Origin of the sequence: Labrys methylaminiphilus subsp. lupini (assembly GCF_051161885.1) — a bacterium.
In the GTDB taxonomy this organism is placed as follows: domain Bacteria; phylum Pseudomonadota; class Alphaproteobacteria; order Rhizobiales; family Labraceae; genus Labrys.
In genome coordinates, this window is record NZ_JBMDIH010000001.1 from 1746772 (window position 1) to 1771285 (window position 24514).

Genomic DNA, 24514 nt, shown 5'->3' on the forward strand with positions numbered 1-24514 from the left:
GCAGCATGTTTCCGTCTAAACGCGTTTTGCTCTCGGCAGCGCCAGTTCGATACGCATGCCGTCATAGCCCGGCTCAACGCCTTCCGGCAGGGTGCGCCGCAGGGTCTGATAGTCCATGTCCGTATGCATGTTGGTCAGGATGGCGCGCCGCGGTTTCAGTTTCTCGATCCAGGCCAGCGTTTCCGGCAACGACCAATGGCTGGGATGCGGCGTAGGACGAAGAGCATCGACGATCCAGGTGTCGAGGCCCTCCAGCAATGCTTCGCTTTCTTTCGGCAGACCATTGATATCGCTGGAATAAGCGAAATCGTCGATCCTGAAGCCCAGGGATTGGATGTCGCCGTGATCCTGCTCGAACGGCAAGGCCGTGATTGAGCCTCCGGCGCCGCCGATACTGACGGCTTGTCCAATCGTGATGGTGTTGAGTGTCAGGATGGGAGGATAGGACGACCCCTGCGGCGTCTCGAAGCAATAGTCGAAGCGGCTGCGCAGCAAGGCGGCGGTGCGTTTGTCGGCATAGACGTCGACGAGGCTGCGCTGGTAGAGCGCCAGCACGCGCAGATCGTCGATGCCGTGGGTATGGTCGGCATGGTCGTGGGTGTAGAGTACGCCATCGACCGCCTTTACCTCGGCATCCAGCAATTGCTGGCGCATGTCAGCGCCGGTATCGATCAGCACCGTGGTGCGGCCGCCCTCTGCCCTGTCCTGTTCAAGCAGCAAGGCACAGCGCCGACGCCGGTTTCGGGGGTCGGCGGGATCGCAACTGCCCCAGCCAAACCCGACGCGGGGGACGCCGCCGGAGGAACCGCAGCCCAATAATGTCGCAATCAACGTCATCGGCGTCAGGCTGCCGCCTTGATGCCGTCGGGACGAGGCATTTTGGTGAAGAGACGAAAGGCGTTTTCACTGGTCTGCCGTGCGACCTCGCTCTCGCTCAGGCCGATAGTATCGGCCAGAACCCGCGCCGTGTTGGCTACATAGGCCGGCTCGTTGCGTTTGCCGCGGAACGGCATGGGCGCCAGATAGGGAGCGTCCGTTTCCACCAGCAGACGGTCATGGGGGACGAGGCGGGCGATGTCCCGGATCTCCTCGGCCGATTTGAAAGTGAGGATGCCGGAGAAGGAAACGTAGAAGCCGAGCCCAAGCCCCCGGCGAGCCAGTTCGGGGCCCGACGAGTAGCAATGGAGGACGGCGCTGAAAGCGCCCTTCCCCATTTCCTCTTCGAGAATGTCGCCGATGTCCTGGTCAGCCTGGCGGGCATGGATCACGAGCGGCAGTCCGGTGAGCCGAGCCGCGGCGATATGCTTGCGAAAGCCGCGCGCCTGCACATCGCGCGGCGCATAGTCATAGTGATAGTCCAGCCCGGCCTCGCCGATCGCCACCACCTTGGGATGGGCGGCGAGTTCCAGGATGGTCTCTAGGGGAATATCGTCTTCTTCATGGGCATGCAGGCAGTGCGTGCCGATCGAGCCGAAGACATCGTCGTAGGTCTCGATCAGCGCCTTGATTTTCTCGAACTGGCGGATGCGGGTGGAGATGGTGATCATGCGTCCCACTCCGGTCTTGCGGGCACGCGCAACGACGTCGTCGATCTCGGCCTGCAGGTCCGGGAAGTCGAGATGGCAATGGCTATCGATCAGCATGGCTTACCAAACAACTTTACGCCTTGCCCGCGCTGTCAGTCGCTTCGACATAGCGGGGGAAGACAGCTTCGGGCGCTGGCAAGGCAACATCCGGCGACAAACGGCCGTCAACGCCGAGGTGATCGAAGTCACGGGCATCTTCAGGCACAGCCAGGAGGTCGAGCATGCGCGCCGCGCCGGTCGGGATCACCGGCTGGGCGAGGATGGCGATCTGGCGAACCACCTCGGCGGTGACATAGAGCGCGGTTTCCATGCGGGCCGGGTTGCTGGTCTTCAGCTTCCACGGTTCTTCGGCAGCAAAATAGCGGTTCGCTTCGCCCACCACGCTCCACAGATCGGCGAGGATGGAATGCAGGGCGAAATTGAAGATGGAGTCGCGCGCCTGCCAGATGAGGTTGTCCGCTGTCTTCAGCAATTGCTCGTCGGAGGGCAGGAAATCGCCGGGGCTCGGTACCTTGCCGCCGCAATTGGCCGCGATCATCTTCAGGCAGCGATTGGCCAGATTACCGAAATCATTGGCGAGGTCGGCATTGATGCGGTTGACGATCGCCTCATGCGAATAATTGCCATCCTGGCCGAAGGGAACTTCGCGCAGGAAGAAGTAGCGCAGCTGGTCGACGCCGTAATGCTCGGCAAGCGTGAACGGATCGATCACGTTGCCGACCGATTTCGACATCTTCTCGCCGCGGTTGAACAGGAAGCCATGGCCGAAGACGCGATGCGGCAAAGGCAGACCCGCCGACATCAGGAAAGCCGGCCAATACACCGTATGGAAGCGCACGATATCCTTGCCGATGATGTGCACGCTGGCTGGCCAGAATTTCGAGCGTTCGGTATCCGTCTCCGGAAAGCCCGTCGCCGTCAGGTAATTGGTGAGGGCATCGACCCAGACATACATGACATGCTTTGGGTTGCCGGGAACCGGCACGCCCCAGTCGAAGGTGGTACGGCTGATGGAAAGGTCACGCAGGCCCGAGCGCACGAAGCTCATGATCTCGTTGCGGCGCTCTTCCGGGCCGATGAAGCCGGGATGGCTCTCATAGTGCTTGAGCAGGCGATCCTGATAGGCGGAGAGGCGGAAGAAATAGCTCTCTTCCTCCACCCATTCCACCTTGGCGCCGGTCTCGATCACCGTGCGGGAGCCGTCCGAATTGAGCGCCAGGTCCTTCTCGTCGAAGAAAGCTTCGTCGCGCACCGAATACCAGCCCGAATATTTGGACAGGTAGATGTCGCCCGCCGCCTCCATCCGGCGCCAGATCTCCTGGCAGGCGCGGTAGTGGCGTTCCTCGCTGGTACGGATGAAATCGTCGTTCGACGCATTGAGCGTCTTGGCCATCTCGCGGAAATATTCCGAGTTCTGGTCTGCCAGTGCCTGGGCCGTGCTGCCTTGCTTGGCTGCTGTCTGCAGCATCTTCTGGCCATGCTCGTCGGTACCGGTCAGGAAGAACACCTCGTTCCCGTCGAGCCGCTTGAAACGGGCGATGGCATCGGTTGCGATCAACTCATAGGCATGCCCGATATGGGGCTTGCCATTGGGATAGGAGATCGCCGTGGTGATGTAATAGGTGTCTTTCTCGGCCATCGATGACGCTTTTCCTGACAACGATGCGCGACACCGCCAGCCAGGCCGCGCATCAGGGATTCCTGATGTAGAGCATTTTCGGGTAAAGTTGGGAGACTTTTCGCCGGAAAATGCCGAAAGCGTTTTGCGATTTGGCGAAAGCGCCGAGAATCGCAAAAACACGTCTAACCAAAGAGTTAGAGCAAAGCAGCGTTTCCGTCGCAACGTGCTTTGCTCTGGTGACTGTCGCTACGAGCGTTTTTGGGCCCTGGCAGGCGAAAAATGCCTGGAACCCCAACTTCCCTGCGGATTGCCGAGCTCTGGCCGGCTTAGGCCGCGGAGGCTTCGGCGAGCAGGCCGAGGGTCGCGAGCACGAAAGGTTTGCGGTCGAGATTATAGGCTTCGACGTCACGCGCAGCGTGACGGGCCTTCTCCCATACCTGTGCCCAGCGTGCAAGGCGGGGCACGGATTCGTCGCGGGCTGCCAGCAGGCGTTGATGCAGCCACTCGTCGAGGAAATCTAGCAGGAGCGCGAAATTCTCGTCGCCGGCCTTGTTGGCGCAGCGGTCTGCGAGAGCATGGGCGGCAGCCACATCGATGCGGGGCAGCTTGGCCAACAGATCCGCGAGGGAACGGTGGAGTGACACCCCCTCCCCGTCTGCCAGGGTCAGGGCTCGCCTTACACTGCCCTGCGCCAGGGCGGCCCCCGCGGCCAGCGTTTCCTCGGACAGATCCGGGCGCGCCTGCGCAGCGGCTCTGAGCACATCGGCCTCGCCGAGTGGATCGAGCGTGAGCAGCCGGCAGCGTGAGCGGATGGTGGGCAGGAGGCGGGCCGGCTGATGCGAGATCATCAGAAAAAGCACGCGCGGCGGCGGCTCCTCCAGCACTTTGAGCAGGGCATTTGCGCCCTCCCTGGCCAGATCCTCGGCAGAATCGATGATGGCGATGCGCCAGCCCCCTGCCCCGGCGGTCGAACCGAGGAAACGCACCACGTTGCGCACGTCGTCGACACGAATATTGGAATAGAAGCCCTTGGTCTTGTCGTTGGGAAGACGGCGCAACACCGCAAGATCGACATGGGATTGCGACACGATCTGGCGTGCGGGCGCTGCATTGGCGGCGACCGAGAGGCTCGTGGCCCCGTCGAGGTGATGAGGGTCCGGATGGGTCAGTACGAATTTGGCCATGCGGTAGGCCAGCGTCGCCTTGCCGATGCCTTCCGGCCCGCCCAAAAGCCAGGCATGATGGATGCGGCCCGAGTGATAGGCGGTCAGCAGCGCCTGCTCCGCTCTGTCCTGGCCGATCAGTTGCATGGTTTCGCGCGGATGCGGGCTGTCAGCCAGCATGTCGCTTTCAAAACGCTCGCTCATGCCAGCACCTGTGTGGCATCGAGATCGAGCCTCTTTCTCACGACGCCGAGAATCGCCGCGGCGACCTCATCCTGTGAGGCGGAGGCGTCGACGACGGCGCAGCGGCGGGGCTCGAATTCCGCGATGGCCAGGAAGGCCTCGCGCAGCTTTTCATGGAAAATCAGGCTCTCGCCTTCGAAGCGATCGATAGCCGTGCCACGGGAGCGAACCCTGGCGAGCCCATCACGGGCCGGCATGTCGAGAATGAGCGTGAGGTCGGGGACGGTGGAGCCGACGACCACGCGTTCGATGGAGCGGATCAAGGCCGGCTCGACCTCGCCGAGCACGCCCTGATAGGCGCGGGTCGAATCCATGAAGCGATCGCACAGGACCCACAACCCCCTGGCAAGGGCGGGCCTGATCGTCGTGTTAAGATGGTCGTCGCGCGCCGCATAGAACAAAATGGTTTCGGCAAAGGGGCCAAAATGCTTGGCGCCGCCGGAAAGCAGCACCTCACGCAATTCCTCGGCACCAGGGGAGCCCCCGGGTTCGCGCGTCAGCAGGGTTTCGATGCCGAGGGCGTTCAAGGATGCCGCCAACCGGCGGATCTGGGTGGATTTGCCCACCCCTTCGCCGCCTTCGAACGTTATGAACCGGCCCTTCATCGCTTGTCGTGCCCACCCTGTATCAATCCGATGCCAAGCTCGTAGATAGCACCGAATGCGCGTTGGGGAAGACTGCCGACTGGTACATCGGCGATTGCATACAGGGGAATTTCGAGCGAAATCTGTCCCTCGCGCAAAATCTGGAGCCGACCGACGACGGCATTTTTCTGCACCGGTGCCTCGAGCGGCCCGTCATAGAGCAATTTGGCGCTGAGTTTTTCGGCGCCGTTGTTGTCCACCAGCATGGAAATGTCGCGATCGGCCGCAACCGGCACGGCGTTGGTCGTGCCGCCATAGACGGTAGCCTCACCCACGATCTCCCCCTTGGAGAAGACCAGACGCGGGCGGAATGAATTTTCGGCCCATTCGAGGACGCGCCTGGCTTCGATCGCTCGCTCGGCATTGGATTGAAGACCGTGCAGTACCATGATGAAGTGCTGATCACCGTGAAGCGCCGAAACGACCACGCCATAGCCTGCGGTGTCGGAGGCGCCGGTAACGCCCCCATCGACCCCCAGTCCCTGGGTGAGCAGGGGATTGCGGTTGGTCTGCCGTATCTTGTTCCAGGTGAAATCCCGTTCCTGATAGATCGCATAGATGTCCGGCTCGTTTCGGCGGAGCCAGCCGAGCAGCCGGGCCAGATCCCGTGCCGTGGTCAATTGGGCCGGATCGGCAAATCCTGTGACATTGCGAAACTGCGTGTGCTGCAAACCGATTTCGGTGGCCAGCGTGTTCATGCGCGGTACTAGGCCATCGAGCTGGCCCGTGAGGCCCTGCGACAGCGCCAGACAGGCATCATTGGCGGCCTGGACCATCACCCCGCGCAAGAGATCTTCGACCCGTACCCGGCTCCTCACCGCAGCGAACATGGTGGCACTGCCTGAGGGCGCGCCGCCCTTGCGCCAGGTGTCCTCCGAAATCGGATATTCGGTCTCTCGCGAAGCGTGGCCCTTGCGCAGAGCCTCGGCGACGACGGCAACGGTCATGATCTTGGCCATGGCGGCAGGTTCGACCGGCTTGTCGGCGTTCTTGTCGAGCAGGACCGTGCCCGAACCGGTCTCGATCACGAGGGCGATGGGGGCGGTCGTGGTGAACGGTTCCGCATGAAGCGAGGGCATCAGCGCGACGGCCGCCAGAAATAACCCGATGACAAACCTTTTCATCGCCGATGTCCGTTCTGCCCGATATTACCAAATTCGCGCGATCCGGTGCAATTGTGCTCGGAATTCGGCATCCGGAAAACAGGTGACGTCCGCTTCAAGGAGCGCTAATTCCGTTAGCCATCATGCCAGCCAATCGTGAATCAAATCATCGTCCGATCGTCATCGTGGGAGCTGGACTCGCAGGCTTGGCCTGCGCAGCGGTCCTTGCCGCAAAAGGCCTCGAGGTCACCCTGGTCGGCCCACCCGGCAATGCCGGCGATACCCGCACCACGGCTCTGCTCGATGGCAGCATCCAGGCCCTGGCGAAGGCCGGCATTCGGATTGCGGGCCATCCCGAGGCGGCGCCGCTGCGGGTGATGTCCATCGTCGATGCGACGCAGCGCCTCCTGCGTGCCCGTCCGATCGCCTTCCAGGCCGAGGAGATCGGATTGGAAGCCTTCGGCTGGAACATTCCCAATGGCGCTCTGAGCCGGATACTTCAGGCGCGCCTGCATGAGGCCGGTGTCGAACATCTGCCGGTGCGGGTGCTTAGCGCCGAACCCGGCGCAAACGGCCTCGTTCTCAAACTCGATGGGCAGCCTGATCTTGCCGCCGATCTCATTGTCGCAGCCGATGGGCGCGCCTCCCTCGTGCGGCAGGCTGCCGGGATCGAAACGCGGAGCCACGACTATCCCCAGGTCGCGCTGGCCCTCAATTTGAAGATCGGCCGGACACACCACGATATCTCCACCGAGTTCCATACCGAGTCCGGTCCTTTCACCCTTGTGCCGCTGCCTGGACAGCGGGCCAGCCTCGTCTGGGTGGTCTCCCCCGAAAAGGCCGATGAATTACGGGCGATGGATGATGCCGCCCTTTCCCGAGCCATAGAAATCCAGAGCCATGCCCTGCTTGGCCATGTTCAGGTAGACGGCCGGCGATCCTTCTGGCCGATGAGCGCGGTGGTGGCGGTAACGCAGGCCGCCGACCGGGTCGCCCTCATCGGCGAGGCCGCACATGTGCTTCCCCCGATCGGGGCGCAGGGGTTCAACCTCACGCTGCGCGACATCGCGGCCCTCGCCAAGTGCTTAGAAGGAACCCGGTCCCTGGAAGGAGCCCGCGATCCCGGCGAAGCCAGCGTGCTCGAAGCTTATGCCAGGGCAAGGCGGCTCGACATCGGGACCCGTCACTCGGCAGTCGATCTGTTGAACCGCTCGCTGCTGTCAGGGCATTTCCCCCTGCAGGGCCTGCGTGGCCTCGGGCTCTATGCGCTCGAGCGGGTCGGTCCCTTGAGACGGGTCATGATGCGCCAGGGGCTCGCTCGCGCAGCCGAGCATTGAATTCTTCCCGCTTCTGGTTTCAATGGCCGGCGGGACGTACAAATCGTAAGAATGACGGAAGGCATCGTGACGAGCGGCGCAGACGAAAAGGGGTGGCGACGCCGTATGCGGCGGATCAAATACGCCTTCGAATACAGTGCATTGCGTGGCCTTACCGGCGTGTTGCATATATTGCCCATCGACTTCGGATCCTGGTTGATGGGGACGATCTGGTGCCTCGTCGCACCGCATCTGCGCCGTCATGAGCGCGCCCTCCGCCAACTTGCGGCGGCCTATCCCGAAAAATCGCGGGCAGAGATCGAGGCCATCGCACGGGCCATGTGGATGCAGCTCGGCCGGACCTTCGCCGAAGCGCTGATCAGCGAACGCATCGTCCGGGCCGGCCGCATCGATGACCGCGCCGGCCTCCAGCTCGATCCGCTGAAAACCTCCGGCAGGGGCTGCGTCTTCGTCTCGTTGCATACCGGCAATTGGGAGCTGGTGATCTATCCGACCCTGGTACGCGGCATCAAGGCAGCGGGCGTCTATCAGCGCATGAAGAACCCCAAGGTTGACGATTATGTCATGCTGGCCCGCCGAGATCGTTATTCGCGCGGTCTGTTCCCCAAGGGCAACGACGTTGCGCGTAAATTGATGCGCATCGTACGAGACGGCGGTGCGGTCGCCTTGCTGGCGGATCTGCGGGATCGCCGGGGCATCATGATCCCGTTCTTCGGCCGCCCTGCCCCCACTACGCCCTTCCCCGCCTTGCTGGCGCGCAGCAACGATGCCGAGCTGATCGCCGCGCGTTGCGTGCGCACGGGCGGTGTGCATTTCTATATCGAGGCTGAGGTTATCGATGTGCCGCGTACCGCCGACCGCGATGCCGACATTGCCGAAGCGACGCGCAGAATTCATGTCCTGTTCGAGCAGTGGATCCGCGAGCATCCCGAACAATGGATGTGGGCACACCGACGCTGGGGATGACGGCAACTGCATCGTCCGCCGTTTCGCGTGTGAAATTAATGAAATATTCGACGACTTTGACGATAATACTGCTATTCTGGTAACGGGATAGCAGGCTCGTTCGGTTGTGGCGGGCTTCGGTATCGCCCGGCTTGCAGGCACCACTATTGCAAGTTTGCCGAGCGCAAATGACGATTGAATAGCGTATGAATAAAGCGCGGGAAGCAAAGTTCTTTATCGGTCAAGTGGTACGCCACCGCATCTATCCGTTCCGTGGCGTCATCTTCGACGTCGATCCGGAATTCTCCAATACGGAAGAATGGTGGCAGTCCATTCCGGAAGATGTGCGCCCTTCCAAGGACCAGCCCTTCTATCATCTGTTCGCGGAGAATGAGGAGACGGAATATGTCGCCTATGTCTCCGAACAGAATCTGGTGATCGACGACAGCGGCAGTCCGGTTCGGAACACGCAGATCGATGAGCTATTCGACCGCGATAATGAGGGTGGATACCGGCTGAAACCAGGTACGCGCCACTGATACGCCCCTCGGCCTGGAGAGCATCGGCGACCTTCGCAATCTAGGGTGAGCCGGTCGGTTTCCGATATGAAAAGGCCGACCCGAAGGTCGGCCTTTTGTCATGTTATTGCGCGGGCGCTGCCGGCTGAGCCGGCGGTGTGGCCGGTGCGGCGCCGCCGCCCTGCTGTTGCTGCTGCTTGCGCTGGGCATCGATGAGGGGCTGGAATATAGCCTGCAACTTCTCGCCATAGTCTTTCTGCTTGGCAGCATAACCGGCTTGGTCGATGCCCTGGCCATCGAGAGCCTTGCCGAGGCCATCCAGGCCGATATCCATACCGATAGGCTGGCCCTGGAAGGTGATCGCCTGCACTTTCAGTTTCTTGCCCTTCTTGAGGCTGGCGACATTCGCGTCGCTCAAGGGCATGTCGGCGATGCAGCTCGGTCCCGTGCAGATGCGATATTTCGCGGTGTCGAGGGTCTGGTCATCGACGAGGACGCGGGCACCCAGCGGAAGGACAACGCCCGCCGGAATGATCACAGTGAGCTTGGGCTTGCCGCCCTTCTCCTGGCCGACCTGCGCGGTCATCATCCAGGCTGCAGTCGGTGCCAGAAGATCGCGCACGGTTTGGCACGTGTCCTTGCCGTCCGGGGTCTTGGCGCAGATCTTGGTCCATTCGGGCTGGTCGAATTTGGGCAATTCGGGCTGCTGGCCAGCAGGCTGGGGCTGTTGCTGGGCCAGCGCGGTTCCGGCCGACAGGATCAAGGCTGCCGCGGTGCCAGCGATCAGTGAGTTTCGCATAATCTGGGTTCCTGTTCCTAAAGCGTTTTGCGATTTGGCGGTCGCGCCAAGAATTGCAAAGACGCGTCGAACCAAAGAGTGAGAGCAAACAAGCGTTCAGTCATGAACGCGCTTTGCTCCAGGCGGTCTTATTGAGCAGGCGCCGGATTGGCATTGAGCTGCTGGCGCGCCTTCTCGGCGGCATCCTGCAATTGCTGCTGCAGCTTCTTCTGCTCGTCGACGATCGACTGGGGATCGAGCGGCTTGTTGTCGAGCGCCTTGGCAAAGCCCTCGGTGCCGAGCGGCAGTTGCACGCCTTGGTTGGGGGTCTTGAAGGCGATCGCCAGGGTCTTGGAACCGCGAAGAGCCTTGAGCTGGGCCTCGTCGATGGGTAGTTCGACCAGGCAGCCTTCGGGAGAGCAGACGGCATATTTGCCGCTGGCGAAAGCGGTATTGTCGAGATAGAGGCCGACGCCAGGCTGAATGAGGGCGCCGACGGGCAGGACAAGGCGCAGGAGTTGCTTCTTGTCGGTGACGTTCTGCATGAGGATGGCGGTCATCATCGTCTGCCCCGTATCGGACCGCAGGTCACGACGGGTCAGGCAGATTTCCTTCTTGGCCTGGTCGGCCTGGCACAGCTTCACCCAGTCAGGTTGGGAGCTGGAGATGGCGGGAGTGGTCGCGCCTTCCAGGCCGGGAACGGGCTCAGCGGCGGCCGCTGCTGCCGCGGGCGCGGCTGCTGCAGGCTTTTGCGCCGGCTTGGCTGCAGGTGCCTTCGGCTTCGTGGCGGGCGCGGCCGGCTTGGCAGGCGTTTCCTGTGCCAATGCGGGTGTCACCGCGAGGCTGAGCGCCGCAAGAGCTGCAGTCGCAAGGAGGCGGAACGACATCATGCAAAATCCTTGGGTCCTAAGTCCGCCGCCGCAACGCGCTGGGCTAGCGCGGGGTCGGCAACGCACCAATGAAGCTGAATGTCTCTCATCGCCGACGAAGGCACCGAGATGACGATTTCAGGAAAGGTCCATAAACGAAGCGGGCACTGGTTTCCAGCCTCGAAAACAACCTATGGCGACGGTGTCGCAGCTTGTGCATGACAAATTGAAGAAAACGTGACCAGCGCCGCTATATCTGGCATTCGAGTTGCGAAAATCGCAGGAAGCAAACCGTCTTGCCTACTCTAGAGCAGCGATTCGCTTGCCGTACGCCAGCGCTCCTCAACGGCGCCCTCCCTCGCCCGCCAGTGACGCTTGTTCCTGTTCTTCCTTCGAGTGGCCCGGGGCTTCCTTGTCCGCCGAGCGCCAGACGATCAGGCAGAGGATCGCAACCGGCAAGCCGATCGTCGACGTCGCCGAGAAAAAGACGGAATAGCCGAACAGATCGACCATTTTCCCCGACATGCCTGCCAGCAACTTGCCTGGCAGGGCGTAAAGCGAACTCAGGAGGGCATACTGGCTGGCGGCATAGGCGGGCGACGTCAGCGAGGACATGTAGGCCATCAGCGCCGTTCCCGCGAAGCCGCCTGCAAAGCTTTCGACGCTCACCGCCAAAGCCAGATAGCTCGAATCCGCTCCCTTGGCTGCCAAAAGAGCCATACTCAAATGTGAGGTGGCGGCGGCAATGCCTCCAAAAAGCAGCGAGGGCATCAGGCCAAAGCGCCAGATGCAAAAGCCGCCCACAAAGGGAGCGGTCAGGCCGATGGCGAAGCCATAAATCTTCGAAATATTGGCTATTTCGGCTTTGGAGAAGCCAAGATCGATATAGAGCGGGTTGGACATCACGCCAGCCAGGAAGTCCGGCAGGCGATAAAGCGCGATGAGCAACATGATTGGCACGAGGATCCAACCGCGGCGTAAGAAGAGGTCGCTCAGCGCTTCCTTGTAAGCGGTCAGCCAATCTGGCCGGTTGGATGTGCCCTGCGGGCCGGGAGCCTTGTCATCCTCGAATACAGAAATGAGCTTGTCCGTGAGGGTTTCTTTCTCGACAGCTGGCGGATCGGGCGCAAACAAGGCAGCCATGATGCCGATGAGCATCAATGCGGCCATCGTGGCGTAAGCCGCCTGCCAGTCGAGATATTCAGCCAAATAAAGGGCGCCGGCTCCCGCGCACAATATGCCGATGCGATAGCCAAGCTGGGACACCGCCAGCATGATGCCCTGGCGGTCACGCGGGATGACGTTGATGCGCCAGCCGTCGATCACCACGTCCTGGCTGGCGGCAAAGAATGCGGTGACGGTTGTCCAGAATATCGTCATTCCCAGCGAGCTTGCCGGATTGCTGCTGGCGAGACCGAACAGGCCCAGGATGATGCCCATCTGCGTGATCAGCAGCCAGCCGCGCCACCGGCCGACCATCCGTCCCAGCACGGGCGGGTCGAACCGCTCCAGCAAGGGAGCCCAGAGGAATTTGATGCTGTAGAACAGCGTCGCGTAAAACATCAGGCCAATGTCGGTACGTGTGATCCCGACCTCACGCAGCCTGGCCGATTGTGTCGAGAACACCAGCAGGAAGGGCAAGCCCGAGCTGAAGCCGAGCAACAGCATGAAAGCGAGGCGCTTGTCGGCGGCGATGTCGCGCAGAAGCGTGAGGAGTTTTTGACCGGGAATCATGTCCACGATTATGGAGCGCCGGGCCGGACAGACCAAATGCTTTGATGACGGATGTTCCCGAGTGCACGGGCTTTCGGAATGGGCATCTGCTCAAAGTGTGGATGGTGCTCGCGGATGGGACGACCGGGGCTGTCAAACCGGCTATGGCTTTGCCGTCATCCAGGGTTAAACTCACCTGGATCTGATTCGTGCCCTGTGAATACCCCCTGAGGCCCCATGACGTCAGACATCACGCCCAGGATTGCCCTCGCCCCCCCTACCCTCGACCAGATGCTGCGTCTCAGCGCTCAGCGAGCCGGCGATATGCTGGCCCTGATCGACGCGCCCGACCGCCCCCTCTGGGCCGATGGCGCACCGCGCAGACTGACCTGGAACCAGGTCGATGCTGCCGTCTCCGCGGTCGCCGGCCGCTTTTTCGAAATGGGGTTGCCCAGCGAGGCGCTGGTCTGCGTGCAGGGGCTCAACGTGACGGATACGTTGATCGCACTGCTCGGCTGTATCCGGGCGGGCCTCGTGGCGGTAATCGTTCCGATCGATTTTTCGCCGGCTGAAATCGTCGGCGTCGCCGAGAGGCTGAACGCCAAGGCGATCCTCGCGGCGCGGCGCATGGGCGATGTCCAATCCTTGCGGCCACTGCGTCACCTCGTCGACGAATCCATCGCCGATATTCGTTTCATCGGGGCTTTCGGGGCGGATTTGCCGGGAGGGACCGTCTCTTTCGAGGACTGCATCGGCTATCCCCGCACGGGCGTGATCACCCGCCTGTCGCGGCGCGAGCGCCCTGAGGAAAACCTGGCGATCATGACGATCGACCGGGGCGCGGACGGGGACTTCGCCGTCGCCCGCACGCATCGTGAATGGCATGCGGCCGCTTCGGTGCTGGTAGCGGAACTCGGTCTGTCGCGAACCTCGCGTCTGCTTTGTCCGATGGCTCCGTCGGGGCTCGCGGGGCTTGCGGGTGGCTTGGTGACATGGCTCAGCACCGGCTGCCAGCTCATTCTGCACCAAGCTTTCGACGCGACGGTCTTTGCCGTCCAGATGACGATGCACGGCGTTACCCATGCTCTGTTGCCCGACGCGGTCCTGCGTGCGGGCCTCTCCGACGGTTTGTTCGACAGCCGCAAGCTCGAAAAGGTCGCCGGCCTCGCGCGGGCGCCGCATACTGCCATCGTGCCAGTAGATGCCCCCTGCCCGGTTCCCCATTTTGCCGTGCTCGGCGAGATCGGCATCGTGCCGATGCGCGCGCTGAATGACGGCGGGTTCGGACTCGCGGTAACGGTTGCGGGTCAGGAGGATACTGCCTTGCCGCTCGTCGAGGCCAGCGTCGAGGAGAGCGGTTATCTGGCCTTGCGTGGCCAGCAGGTGCCGGGTGTCGGTTTCGACGTCAGCGAGCGGGAGGCCTCCTATCCCCTCGGAGCGGAGGGTTGGGTGTCGACCTCCTACCCCGCTTCCGGATCCGTGGATCGAGGCGTTGGTCTCCTTGAGGTGACGGGTGCACGCTATGGCAAGCCCATGAGCATGGACGAACCGGCTCAGGCCCACGATCGCGGGCAGAGTATCGACCCGGCAAAGCTCAGCCGCCCTCTCGCGGGAGCCGCTTGACTTCAGGCGGCATGAAGCCTTTTCGCTCCAATGCCTTTTACTTACAGGAGAAACGCCGACTTTTGTCATGCCTGGGTTTGACCCGGGCATCCGGCGTCTCGGAGGGGGAACCTGAATTGCCGGATTAAGCCCGGCAATGACAAAGGTCGTGCAACCTACGGAAGGTGCTTAAGTAAACCGCGTTGCGATCTTCCTCGCTCACCAGACGCGGCCGCGCGCGGCGACGGGCTCGGGACCGATGAGGGCATCGCCGCGACAGAGGACGACGAAATCCAGCATATTGGCGACCACACAGGCGTGATTGGGCACGATGCGCACGCGGTCGCCCACTGAAAGGGCGATCGGCTGCTCGCTGATCAACCGGCCATGCTCTTCCGAGAGCTGGTCGATCGCGATGTCCGGCCGGCCGAGGACATGACCATGCCCGGTCAAGCCGAGCAGATCGGAGGTCAGGACTTTCGAACCGGCATCGATAATGGCCCTATGCGGGTCGGGCACCGACACCACTGTGGCGACCACGTTGAGGGCACAGTCATCGAAGCCGCAGACACCACGGGCGACAAGGGAACGGTCATTATAGACGTAGGTCCCCGGGCGGTATTCGGTGATGATGGAGGCCTCATGCGCCCGCCACATGTCGGGAGATCCGCCGCTTGTGATTGTTTCGACTGGAATTCCAAAAGCTTCAATCAAGGATTTCGCTCTTTGCATGAAATCCTGTACGGCCTCTGTTCCGCCGACCGGCGGATAGGTCATCAGGCCGCCGAAATGCAGCTCGGATGACGCCGCGATACGGTTTGCCAGTTCCGCAGCCGCTTCCGGCGTTGGAACACCGCAGCGCCGGGCTCCGGTATCGCACTCGACCAGCACGGTCAGCTTGCGCCCGGTTCCTTTCATGGCTGCCGCCAATTCATCGACGACAACGGCGCTGTCAGCCACGACGCTGAGACGGATGCGCTCCGAAAGTGCCCGCAGGCGCTCGCGCTTGGCCTCCCCAACAAGATTATAAGTGATCAGCACATCGTCGAGGCCGGTGCCGTCGGTCATCGCATCGGCCTCCGACAGTTTCTGGCAGGTAATGCCGACCGCGCCCTGCTCGACCTGGAAGCGGGCCAGGCGCGGCAGTTTATGCGTCTTGATATGCGGCCGCAGCCTGAGGCCGTGTTCGTCGCAATAGGCCTGGAGCCGTACGATGTTGCGTTCGGCGATGTCGAGATCAATCTGGACGAAGGGAGTTTCGACGGAAGAGAGGGAGGAACTTGCCATCATTGTATCCGATCAGGCGGCTTTCTTCATCTCGGCGATGCGAGCGAGGTTCTTGAGAATGACGGCCGTACCCTTGAGCCGATCGATGGGCTTGTCGAAATCGCGCTGGAAGACGACGCGCATGTCCGGGCGGACCTTGGCGAAAGAGCCCTGCTCGGCAATGTAGCGCACCAGCCCGTCGGGGTTGGCGAAGGCATTGTCGCGGAAGGAGACCACCACGCCTTTCGGGCCGGCGTCGACCTTCTCGACATTGGCGCGCCGGCACAGGGCCTTGATCGACATCAGCTTGAGGAGCTGGTCGACCTCATCAGGCCGCTCGCCGAAGCGATCGGTCAGTTCGGCGCCGAACGCGTCGATCTCGGCGTCGATATCCAGGGAGGACAGGCGGCGATAGAGGCTGAGGCGCAATGTCAGGTCCGGGACATAGTCCTCGGGGATCATCACCGGCGTACCGATGGTAATCTGTGGTGACCATTGTTCCTCGACCTCGGTCTCGACGCCACCGTCCTTGAGGGCCGCGACGGCCTCTTCCAGCATCTGCTGGTAGAGCTCGTAACCGACTTCCTTGATGTGGCCGGACTGTTCGTCGCCCAGCAGATTGCCGGCTCCACGAATGTCGAGATCATGCGAGGCGAGCTGGAATCCCGCTCCCAACGTATCCAGCGATTGCAGCACCTTGAGCCGGCGCTCGGCGCCGGGCGTGATGGTGCGGTTGGCCGGCAGGGTGAACAGGGCATAGGCCCTGGTCTTGGAGCGCCCCACGCGCCCCCGCAGCTGGTAGAGCTGGGCCAGGCCGAACATGTCGGCCCGCCAGACGATCAGCGTGTTGGCGGTGGGAATGTCGAGGCCTGATTCAACGATCGTCGTCGAGAGCAGGATGTCGTATTTGCCTTCGTAGAAGGCCGTCATCACGTCTTCGAGCTGGCCGGCAGCCATCTGGCCGTGGCCGATGGCGACCTTGGCCTCCGGCGCATATTCGTCGAGGAAGGCCTTGGCGTCGGCAATGTCCTCGATGCGAGGCACGACGAAGAAGCTCTGGCCGCCGCGATAGCGTTCGCGCATCAGCGCTTCGCGCAGCACCACGGCATCGAAAGGCGTGACGAAGGTACGCACGGCCAGGCGATCGACGGGCGGCGTGGCGATGATCGACAATTCGCGCACGCCCGTCAGTGCGAGCTGCAGCGTGCGCGGGATCGGCGTCGCCGACAGAGTCAAGACATGCACCTCGGAGCGCAATTGCTTGAGGCGCTCCTTGTGGGCCACGCCGAAATGCTGCTCCTCATCGATGATCAGCAGGCCGAGATCCCGGAAGGCGATGGTCTTGGCCAGCAATGCATGCGTGCCGACCACGATGTCGACATCGCCCGAGACCAGGCCCGCCTTGATCTTGCGGGCTTCATCCGCCGGGACGAAGCGCGAGAGCTGCGCCACCTTGACGGGTAGCCCCTTGAACCGGTCGGCGAAGGTCTTGGTATGCTGGCGGGCGAGCAGCGTGGTGGGGACCACGACGGCGACTTGCCGGCCCGTCATCGCACAGGCGAAGGCGGCGCGCAGAGCCACTTCCGTCTTGCCGAAGCCGACGTCGCCGCAAACCAGGCGATCCATGGGGCGGCCGGATGCCAGATCCTCGAGCACGGAGTCGATGGCGAATTGCTGGTCCTCGGTTTCGCTATAGGGGAATCGCGCGGCGAATTCGTCATAGATGCCCTGGGCCGGCACCAGCTTGGGCGCCTCGCGCAAAGCGCGTGCCGCAGCGATCTTGATCAGCTCACCCGCCATTTCGCGGATGCGCTTCTTCATGCGCGCCTTGCGTTCCTGCCAGCCGCGCCCACCGAGCTTGTCGAGCTGCGCTTCGGCGTCTTCCGAGCCATAGCGCGACAGCAGCTCCAGATTCTCCACTGGCAGGAACAGCTTGTCGCCGCCCGCATAGTGAATTTCCAGGCAATCATGCGGTGCACCCGCGGCAGTCACCGCCTGCAGGCCGACGAAGCGCCCGATGCCGTGCTCGACATGCACGACGATATCGCCGGGCGACAGGGTACCAATCTCGGTGAGAAAGTTCTGCGCGCGCTTGCGCTTGCCCGCACGGCGCACCAGCCGGTCGCCGAGAACGTCCTGTTCCGAGATGATGGCGAAGTCGGCTGTCTCGAAGCCTGTTTCGAGCGGCAGCACACCGAGGGCAATCTCGCCTTTTGGCAGTGCCAAGGCGCGAGCAAAGTTGGGGATGGGCTTGGCCTGGGTGAGGCCGTGATCGGCGAGTACGGCACCGAGCCTCTCGCGCGAGCCGTCGGTCCAGCCTGCCACGATTACCCGTTGCCCTGAGGCCTGCAGAGTGCGGATGTGACGGACCACGGCATCGAAGACGTTGGCGTCCTCGGCGGCGCGTTCAGCCGCAAAATTATGGCCCTGACGACCACCGCAATCGATGATTTCCCGACCGGGCGCGGGGGGAGACGAGAATGGCGTCATGCGCGCCAGGGACGACTCGTCCAGCCGGCGGCGCCACTCCTCGGGCGCGATGTAGAGCCGGTCCGGCGGCAGCGGCTTGTAGGGCACGGTCTCGCCAGGCTTGCCCAGTACCTCGCGGCGGGCATCGTAATAATCCTTGATCTGCGCCAATCTTTCGCCGGCGGCATCCTCGGCCAGGGCATCGAGAGCGACAGGAACCTCGGGCAGATAATCGAAAAGCGTGTCGAGCTTGCCGTGAAACAGCGGCAGCCAGTGTTCCAGGCCGACATAGCGCCGGCCTTCGGAGATCGCCTCATAGAGTGGATCGCCGCGTGTCTGGGCACCAAATTCGGCAAGATAGGCCTGGCGGAAGCGCTTGATCGTCTCGGTGGTAAGCTGGACTTCGCTCATCGGCACGAGGTCGAGCATGCGCAGTTGCGTCTGGGAGCGCTGCGTCTCGACATCGAAGCTGCGGATGGATTCGAGCGTATCGCCGAAGAAGTCGAGACGCACCGGGATGGCCAAGCCTGGCGGGTAGAGGTCGAGGATGCCGCCTCGCACGGCATATTCGCCGGTCTCGCGCACAGTGGAGGAACGCAGATAGCCGTTATGCTCAAGCCATGCTGACAGCCGGTCCATATTGACGGCATTGCCGGGCGCGGCAGAGAGCGATTGGGCGGCGATGAGATCGCGGGACGGCACGCGCTGCAACACGGCATTGACGGTGGTGAGCACGATACGAGGCCGGTCTCCGCCCCGTGTGGTCGCCAATCGCGACAGCGCGGTCATGCGCCGGGCAATGACGGCGGCATTGGGAGAGACCCGGTCATAGGGTTGGCAGTCCCATGCGGGAAAGCTGATGACGTCGATCTCGGGCGCGTAGAACTGAAGGGCCGCTTCCAAAGTGGCCGAGCGGCCGCCGTCGCGTGCGATATGCAGGATGGCGGCCGGTCGCTCGCGGGCCTGTGCAACCAGTGTGCGCGTGAGGTCGGCCAGGACGAGCCCGTCCTGCCCATCAGCACAGTTGGAGAAGACGAGTTGGCCGCCGGGGCGGCTCAGAACCCCAGCGAGTCGATCCGCGGCTTTCATGCAAACATCGGTTTCATGGTGAAATGGTAATCGCGCAACCGCCGGAACACAGGCGTATCGAATTCGGTCGGCACGGGCTCAGCGCTCCTGATCCAGGCGTAGAGCTCGTGATCGGGGGCATCGATGAGCGTTTCGAAGTCACCGACCTCGTCCTCGGACAGCTCGACGATGATGGTATCGCAGAAGCTGCCCATGATGAGGTCCATCTCGCGAAAGCCGCGATGCCAGGCCCGGTAGACGATCCGTCTCCGACGCGGGTCAAGTTCCTCAGAAGTACGTATCGTTCCGGACATGTTCCAGTTCCTGTTGGCACGCTGTATAGAGAGTCCGAAGGCCTGTGGGAACCATGGAAGATCGAAATATCATCCGTGCGGTCAAATCCCAGAGGGGGGAATGGAAGGTGACCGGGAGCCACCATGCCGATCGGATTGAAACGCGCCTATGATCCGCCCGCTTCCGAGGATGGTCTGCGCATCCTGGTCGATCGCCTGTGGCCGCGCGGCCTATCCAGTCAGGAGGCGCATATCGACATCTGGGCCAAGGACGTGGCGCCGAGCCCGGCACTCCGAAAATGGTTCGGTCACGATTCGGCGAAATGGCGGGAATTTCAGGCCCTCTACGAGAGCGAGCTCGCGCACAACAGTGAGGCCGTCATCGCACTCCGGCGCATGATCGGCGACAAGGTCGCGACCCTCGTCTACGCGGCCAGGGATGTCGAACACACGCATGCGATCGTCACCAAAAGGGTCCTGGAGTGCATCACCTTTTGAGTGGGAGGCGCAGGTTGGAACGCGGACTTCCAGTCGGCTCTTCCTTCTTCCGCGAACGCTGCAATTCCAAGAGCGGACTGGAAGTCCGCGCTCCGAAGAAGATCCACTCTTTCGAACGGCTGAAGCTTGCCTCCTGCTTTCCATCCGGCCAAAAGAACCGGTGAGGCCTTCATGCGTCCGGCAATTCTGACACCCTTGTTCGCTTCCGTCTCCTCCCTGCCAGGGGTCGGGCCGAAGCTTGTGAAGCTGCTCACCCGTCTCCTCGGAGGTGCGGAGCCGGTGGGCGCGCGGGTGGTGGATGCCTTGTTTCACCTGCCGGCCAGCGTCCTCGACCGCCGCCGCCGTCCCAAATTGGTGGATGCGCCGATCGGCGAATTGGTGATGGTCGAGATTATGGTGGAACGCCACCGGCCCAGTGGGGGCAAGGGCCCCTATCGGGTTTATGTCCAGGACGACACCGGGGATCTCACGCTCATCTTCTTCGCCGCTCAGACGAGCTGGATCGAGCACGCTCTGCCCGTTGGCGAGCGGCGCTGGCTCAGCGGTAAGATCGAGCTGTTCGATGGCATGCGCCAGATGGTGCATCCCGATCGGATCGTCGATGAGGAAGGACTCAAATCCCTGCCTCTGGTCGAGCCGGTTTATCCGCTGACCGAAGGGCTCTATCCGCGCCAGATCCAGAAGGTGACGCAGGAAGCCCTGGCCCGAACCGCCGAACTCGCCGAGTGGCAGGACCCGGCCTGGCTCAAGGCGCAGCGCTGGCCGGGATTTCGCGAGGCCTTGGCCGCTCTGCATTCGCCGGAGACACCGCAGGCGGTCGCACCAGATTCCGCTTCCCGATTGAGGCTGGCCTATGATGAACTCCTGGCCTCGCAACTCGCACTCGCCATGGTGCGTACGCACAACAAGGCATTGCCGGGGCTCGCCGTCACCGGGACTGGAATGATCGCGGCTCGGATCGAGGCTGCCCTGCCCTTCAAGCTGACGGCGAGCCAGGTTACGGCGCTGGCCGATATCCGGGCCGACATGGCGGCCCCGACCCGCATGCTGCGACTGCTGCAGGGTGATGTCGGTTCCGGCAAGACGGTGGTCGCCCTGCTTGCCATGGCAACCATGGTGGAAGGAGGGCGGCAGGCGGCCTTGATGGCGCCGACTGAAATCCTCGCCCGCCAGCACCTGGCCACCATCCAGCCCCTTGCCGAGGCCGCCGGTTTGCGCATTGGCCTGATTACCGGGCGCGACAAGGCGCGCGAACGTGCGCGCATGCAGGCTGCGTTGAAGGAAGGCAGCATCGACATCGTGGTGGGGACGCATGCGCTGTTCCAGGAGGACGTCGAGTTTCGGGATCTCGGCCTTGCCATCGTCGACGAGCAGCATCGCTTCGGCGTACATCAGCGCCTGGCCTTGAGCCGCAAGAATGCTGGTGTCGACGTGCTGGTGATGACGGCGACCCCGATCCCACGCAGCCTGGTGCTGACCTATTTCGGTGACATGGACTCCTCTCAGCTCCGCGAGAAGCCGGCCGGACGCAAACCGGTGGATACACGCCTGATCTCGCTCGAACGGCTCGACGAGGTGGTTGATGGCTTGGCGCGCTTGTTGCAGACCGGCGCGCGGGCCTATTGGGTCTGTCCTCTGATCGCCGAATCCGAGACTTTGGATGTCGCAGCGGCCGAAGATCGCTTCGCCCATCTTGCCTCCCTCTTCGGCGACAAGGTCGGTCTGCTCCACGGGCAGATGAAAGGCACGGCCAAGGACGAGGTGATGGCCCGGTTCGTGTCGGGCGATCTGCGTGTCCTGGTTTCGACCACGGTGATCGAGGTCGGCGTCAATGTGCCGGAGGCCACGGTGATGGTGGTCGAGCATGCCGAGCGCTTCGGCCTGGCTCAACTCCACCAGCTTCGCGGACGTATCGGGCGCGGCTCAGACAAGTCGACCTGTCTCCTGCTCTACAGGGGGCCGCTTGGCGAGGTCTCCCGCAAGCGACTCGAGATCATGCGCGAGACCGAGGATGGTTTCCGCATCGCCGAAGAGGACCTGAAGTTGCGGGGCGAAGGCGACGTGCTCGGCACGCGTCAGTCCGGCATGCCGGGGTTCCGGGTCGCCGATCTCGACAGCCATCGTCATCTGCTCGCCCCCGCCAATGACGATGCCAGGCTGGTGCTGGCCCGCGATCCGGAGCTCGTCTCGCCACGCGGCGAGGCTCTGCGCACCCTGCTCTATCTGTTCGAACGCGATGAAGCTGTGCGTCTGCTACGTTCGGGATAGCGTGAGGGAAGCGGGCATGTAATCTGCCGGGATGTTCCAGTCTTCATGCAGGGGATATCGCAATGACCTCAGGTGCTCACCCGTCCAACTTCGCAGAGGCTCAGGCCAGGACGCAGGCGAGCTATGACGAACTGCCTTATGTCTCCAATGCCTTTCCGCAGACGCATCCGGCAAGACTTGCGGCTGTGGCGCGGCTGTTCGGCCTTGAAATGCCGAACCTCGACAGAATGCGCGTGCTCGAGATCGGTTGTGCGAGCGGCGGCAATCTCATTCCCCTGGCCGCGGCCCATCCAGAAGGCCGCTTTCTGGGCATAGACCTTTCCGGCATCCAGATCGCCGATGGCCGCAAGCGTATCGAGGCGCTCGGCTTGACCAATATCGAGCTGCGTCAACAGGATATCGCCTTCTTCGAAGGCCCCGATCACCGCTTCGACTTCATCGTCTGCCACGGCGTGTATTCCTGGGTGCCGGAGCCCGTGCGCCATGCGATCCTCTATATCTGTTCCAAATATCTCGAATTCCAGGGCATTGCCTATGTCAGCTTCAACGTGCTGCCGGGCTGGCGGCCCAAGCAGATCCTGCGCGATGCCTTGATGGCCCATGTCGGCCAGGCCAGCAATTTGCGTGAACGCATCGCCAAGGCGCGGGAGTTCATGGGCTTCCTGGCGGAGCATGCGCCACCCGGCCCCTATGGCGCCGCGGTCAAGGAAGGCGTCGCGCAGTTGCAGAAGGTGCCGGACGATTATCTGGCCCATGAGTTCCTGGAACTCGACAATACCCCCTGCTCTTTCCATGATTTCATGTATGCGGCCGGCCAGCATCAACTCGCCTATCTCGGCGAGGCCGACCTGCACATGATGGTGCCCGAGAATTTCGGGCCGGAGGCTGCCAAGGCCCTGCGGATGCTGGGTGGCAACACCCTGCTCTCGACCGAGAATTATATCGACGTCGTGACAGGCCGGACCTTCCGGCAGACCCTGTTGATCCCGCCGGCCCGTGCAGCAGCGACAAAGCGGAATATCGACCCGCAGCGGATCGAGGATCTGCATCTGCTGGCCGATATTACGCAAGTTCCCTCGAGCGAAGCCGACATGCCCTATTGCTTCGAGAATTGCGGAGGCCGGCAGATCCGCACGCGGGTCGAGGCGGTTCGCAAGGCTTTCGAACGGGTCGCGGCCCGAAAGCCGGCGACCTCGAACTTTCACCAGCTTATCGCGGAGATCGAAACTTCCGATAAGAAGAAACTCACCCAAGAGGAGCGGAATGAGATCCGCGGCGCCTTGCTGCAAGGCGTTCTTTCCGGGCTGATGGTCGCATCTACCATGGCGGTTGATATCGGCGCCGCGGATGGAGACCGCCCCAAGGCGACCGTCCTTGCTCGCAAGGATGCTGCCAGCGGCCGCACGCGCACCGTCAACCGGCGTCATGAGAATTTCGATCTCGGCGTGGTGGCCCAGCATATCCTGCCCGTGATGGACGGCTCGCGGACCCGTGCCGAACTGCTCGCTCATCTCAAGGCCAAAGCCGGTGAGGATGCCCTGCACTTCCAACGCAATGGTCAGCGCGTCACCGACGAAGCCGACATCGCGGCCTGCGCCCAGGAACATCTCGCCGCCACACTCGGGATAGCTTGGAACAACGCATTGCTCGAGCCGTAAATCCCTCGAAGGGGCCAGCAGCGGCGAGCCTTTTTCAGTTCGGCCGCAGGTCCTCGGGAACCGGCAATTGTTCGGGCTGGATCAGGCCGGCCGAGATCACCAGCTTGGTGGCCTGCTCGACACTGATCGGCAATTCGATCACCTTTGATTTCGGCAGCAGGAAGAAGAAGCCTGTCGTCGGGTTGGGCGCACAGGGCATGAAGACGGAAACCCAGGCTCCGTCGTTGCCGCCCGGCAGCCTCGCCTCGACCACGGGGCTCGGCTCAGAGGAGATGAAGACGATCGACCAGGCGCCCTGCGGGAATTCCACCAGTCCGACCTTTCGGAAGGATGTGCCCGATTGGGAAAAGATGGTCGAAAATACCTGTTTCAGGGCTTTGTAGATGCCGCGTACCACTGGGGTGCGGTCGAGGATCTTCTCGCCGAGACGCACCAAGGTGCGGCCGACCAGATTAGCGGTGAAGAAGCCGATCAGGGTGAGGCCGATGACCGCGACGACCAGGCCGAAGCCCGGGATCTGAAAAGGGAGATAGGTCTCGGGCAGGTAACGCGCGGGAATGAATGGCTTGACCCAGCCATCGACCCACTGAATGAAGGTCCAAATCAGGTAGAGCGTGATCGCAACCGGCCCGGTGACCACCAGGCCGGTGAGGAAATAGCTGTGCAAGCCGCCAAATCTACTGGCCCGTTGAGGCGGACCGGCAGGCATTACCGTGTGGGGAGGCGTATCTCGTACCATGTCACGCTTCTATAGCGTTTTGCGATTTGGTGGAATCACCAAGAATTGCAAAGACGCGTTCGAACAAAGAGCTGGAGCAAAAGAGCGCCATCGCCTCAACGCGCTTTGCTCTAGCACGCCCTCATCACCGCCT

The 24514-nt window shown here is 62.5% G+C and carries 20 protein-coding genes; 7 read left to right on the plus strand and 13 right to left on the minus strand.

Annotation, left to right across the window (positions count from 1 at the left end; all coding sequences use genetic code 11):
• Positions 1-15: 15 nt before the first annotated feature.
• The 6 genes from ACN6KF_RS08245 to ACN6KF_RS08270 form a co-directional block, all read right to left on the minus strand.
• Positions 16-837, minus strand: a complete 822-nt coding sequence (locus ACN6KF_RS08245) for an MBL fold metallo-hydrolase (protein WP_434956382.1) — start codon at positions 835-837, stop codon at positions 16-18.
• A 5-nt stretch (positions 838-842) separates the two neighbouring features.
• The gene (locus ACN6KF_RS08250) at positions 843-1643 is read right to left on the minus strand and encodes a TatD family hydrolase (protein ID WP_434956383.1); all 801 of its coding nucleotides are present in this window, start codon (positions 1641-1643) and stop codon (positions 843-845) included.
• Between the two features lie 16 nt (positions 1644-1659).
• Positions 1660-3225, minus strand: coding sequence for a methionine--tRNA ligase (gene metG, locus ACN6KF_RS08255; RefSeq protein WP_434956384.1), 1566 nt, complete (start codon positions 3223-3225; stop codon positions 1660-1662).
• A 308-nt stretch (positions 3226-3533) separates the two neighbouring features.
• A complete protein-coding gene (locus ACN6KF_RS08260) occupies positions 3534-4574 on the minus strand; it encodes a DNA polymerase III subunit delta' (protein ID WP_434956385.1) in 1041 nt (346 codons plus the stop codon).
• Positions 4571-5218: a dTMP kinase gene (tmk, locus tag ACN6KF_RS08265; protein ID WP_434956386.1), complete on the minus strand. Its 648-nt coding sequence runs from the start codon at positions 5216-5218 to the stop codon at positions 4571-4573. The genes ACN6KF_RS08260 and tmk overlap by 4 nt, the downstream gene beginning before the upstream one ends.
• Complete coding sequence (locus tag ACN6KF_RS08270; protein WP_434956387.1) at positions 5215-6381, minus strand: D-alanyl-D-alanine carboxypeptidase family protein; 1167 nt, start codon at positions 6379-6381, stop codon at positions 5215-5217. Before ACN6KF_RS08270 ends, tmk begins: the two co-directional genes overlap by 4 nt.
• 122 nt (positions 6382-6503) lie before the next feature.
• Between ACN6KF_RS08270 and ACN6KF_RS08275 the strand changes: the two genes are divergently transcribed.
• The 3 genes from ACN6KF_RS08275 to hspQ all read left to right on the plus strand — a co-directional run bounded on the left by ACN6KF_RS08275 (position 6504) and on the right by hspQ (position 9181).
• Positions 6504-7697, plus strand: a complete 1194-nt coding sequence (locus tag ACN6KF_RS08275) for a UbiH/UbiF family hydroxylase (RefSeq protein ID WP_434956388.1) — start codon at positions 6504-6506, stop codon at positions 7695-7697.
• Positions 7698-7763: 66 nt separating this feature from the next.
• On the plus strand, positions 7764-8663 hold the full coding sequence (locus ACN6KF_RS08280) for a lysophospholipid acyltransferase family protein (RefSeq protein WP_434956389.1): 900 nt from the start codon (positions 7764-7766) through the stop codon (positions 8661-8663).
• Between the two features lie 185 nt (positions 8664-8848).
• On the plus strand, positions 8849-9181 hold the full coding sequence (hspQ, locus tag ACN6KF_RS08285; protein ID WP_434956390.1) for a heat shock protein HspQ: 333 nt from the start codon (positions 8849-8851) through the stop codon (positions 9179-9181).
• Between the two features lie 103 nt (positions 9182-9284).
• Here the strand turns inward: hspQ and ACN6KF_RS08290 are convergent, their stop codons facing one another.
• From ACN6KF_RS08290 to ACN6KF_RS08300, 3 genes are all read right to left on the minus strand, one after another.
• Positions 9285-9959 (minus strand): invasion associated locus B family protein, encoded by a 675-nt coding sequence (locus ACN6KF_RS08290; protein ID WP_434956391.1) that lies wholly within the window; start codon positions 9957-9959, stop codon positions 9285-9287.
• 128 nt (positions 9960-10087) lie between these two features.
• Entirely contained in the window at positions 10088-10828 is a 741-nt protein-coding gene (locus tag ACN6KF_RS08295; RefSeq protein WP_434956392.1) for an invasion associated locus B family protein, read from the minus strand.
• A gap of 321 nt (positions 10829-11149) precedes the next feature.
• Positions 11150-12577, minus strand: coding sequence for an AmpG family muropeptide MFS transporter (locus ACN6KF_RS08300; protein WP_434956393.1), 1428 nt, complete (start codon positions 12575-12577; stop codon positions 11150-11152).
• A 180-nt stretch (positions 12578-12757) separates the two neighbouring features.
• On the opposite strand from ACN6KF_RS08300, the gene ACN6KF_RS08305 reads away from it, so the two are divergent.
• Entirely contained in the window at positions 12758-14143 is a 1386-nt protein-coding gene (locus ACN6KF_RS08305; protein WP_434956394.1) for an AMP-binding protein, read from the plus strand.
• Between the two features lie 198 nt (positions 14144-14341).
• Here ACN6KF_RS08305 and ACN6KF_RS08310 read toward each other — a convergent pair whose 3' ends face one another.
• Genes ACN6KF_RS08310 through ACN6KF_RS08320 form a run of 3 tightly spaced genes read right to left on the minus strand, consistent with a single transcriptional unit; the run spans position 14342 to position 19239 of the window.
• On the minus strand, positions 14342-15409 hold the full coding sequence (locus ACN6KF_RS08310) for a D-TA family PLP-dependent enzyme (RefSeq protein ID WP_434956395.1): 1068 nt from the start codon (positions 15407-15409) through the stop codon (positions 14342-14344).
• 12 nt (positions 15410-15421) lie between these two features.
• Entirely contained in the window at positions 15422-18946 is a 3525-nt protein-coding gene (mfd, locus tag ACN6KF_RS08315) for a transcription-repair coupling factor (RefSeq protein ID WP_434956396.1), read from the minus strand.
• Positions 18943-19239: an FAD assembly factor SdhE gene (locus ACN6KF_RS08320; protein ID WP_434956397.1), complete on the minus strand. Its 297-nt coding sequence runs from the start codon at positions 19237-19239 to the stop codon at positions 18943-18945. Before ACN6KF_RS08320 ends, mfd begins: the two co-directional genes overlap by 4 nt.
• A 123-nt stretch (positions 19240-19362) precedes the next feature.
• Here ACN6KF_RS08320 and ACN6KF_RS08325 point away from each other — a divergent pair, with 123 nt between their 5' ends.
• The 3 genes from ACN6KF_RS08325 (at position 19363) to ACN6KF_RS08335 (ending at position 23642) form a co-directional block, all read left to right on the plus strand.
• The gene (locus ACN6KF_RS08325) at positions 19363-19716 is read left to right on the plus strand and encodes a DUF488 domain-containing protein (RefSeq protein WP_434956398.1); all 354 of its coding nucleotides are present in this window, start codon (positions 19363-19365) and stop codon (positions 19714-19716) included.
• Between the two features lie 171 nt (positions 19717-19887).
• Positions 19888-21984: an ATP-dependent DNA helicase RecG gene (gene recG, locus ACN6KF_RS08330; protein WP_434956399.1), complete on the plus strand. Its 2097-nt coding sequence runs from the start codon at positions 19888-19890 to the stop codon at positions 21982-21984.
• 62 nt (positions 21985-22046) lie between these two features.
• Positions 22047-23642: a class I SAM-dependent methyltransferase gene (locus ACN6KF_RS08335; RefSeq protein ID WP_434956400.1), complete on the plus strand. Its 1596-nt coding sequence runs from the start codon at positions 22047-22049 to the stop codon at positions 23640-23642.
• Between the two features lie 34 nt (positions 23643-23676).
• Here the strand turns inward: ACN6KF_RS08335 and ACN6KF_RS08340 are convergent, their stop codons facing one another.
• Positions 23677-24381 carry a DUF502 domain-containing protein gene (locus tag ACN6KF_RS08340; RefSeq protein ID WP_434956401.1) on the minus strand — a complete coding sequence of 235 codons (705 nt, stop codon included), beginning with the start codon at positions 24379-24381 and terminating at the stop codon, positions 23677-23679.
• Positions 24382-24514 lie beyond the last annotated feature (133 nt).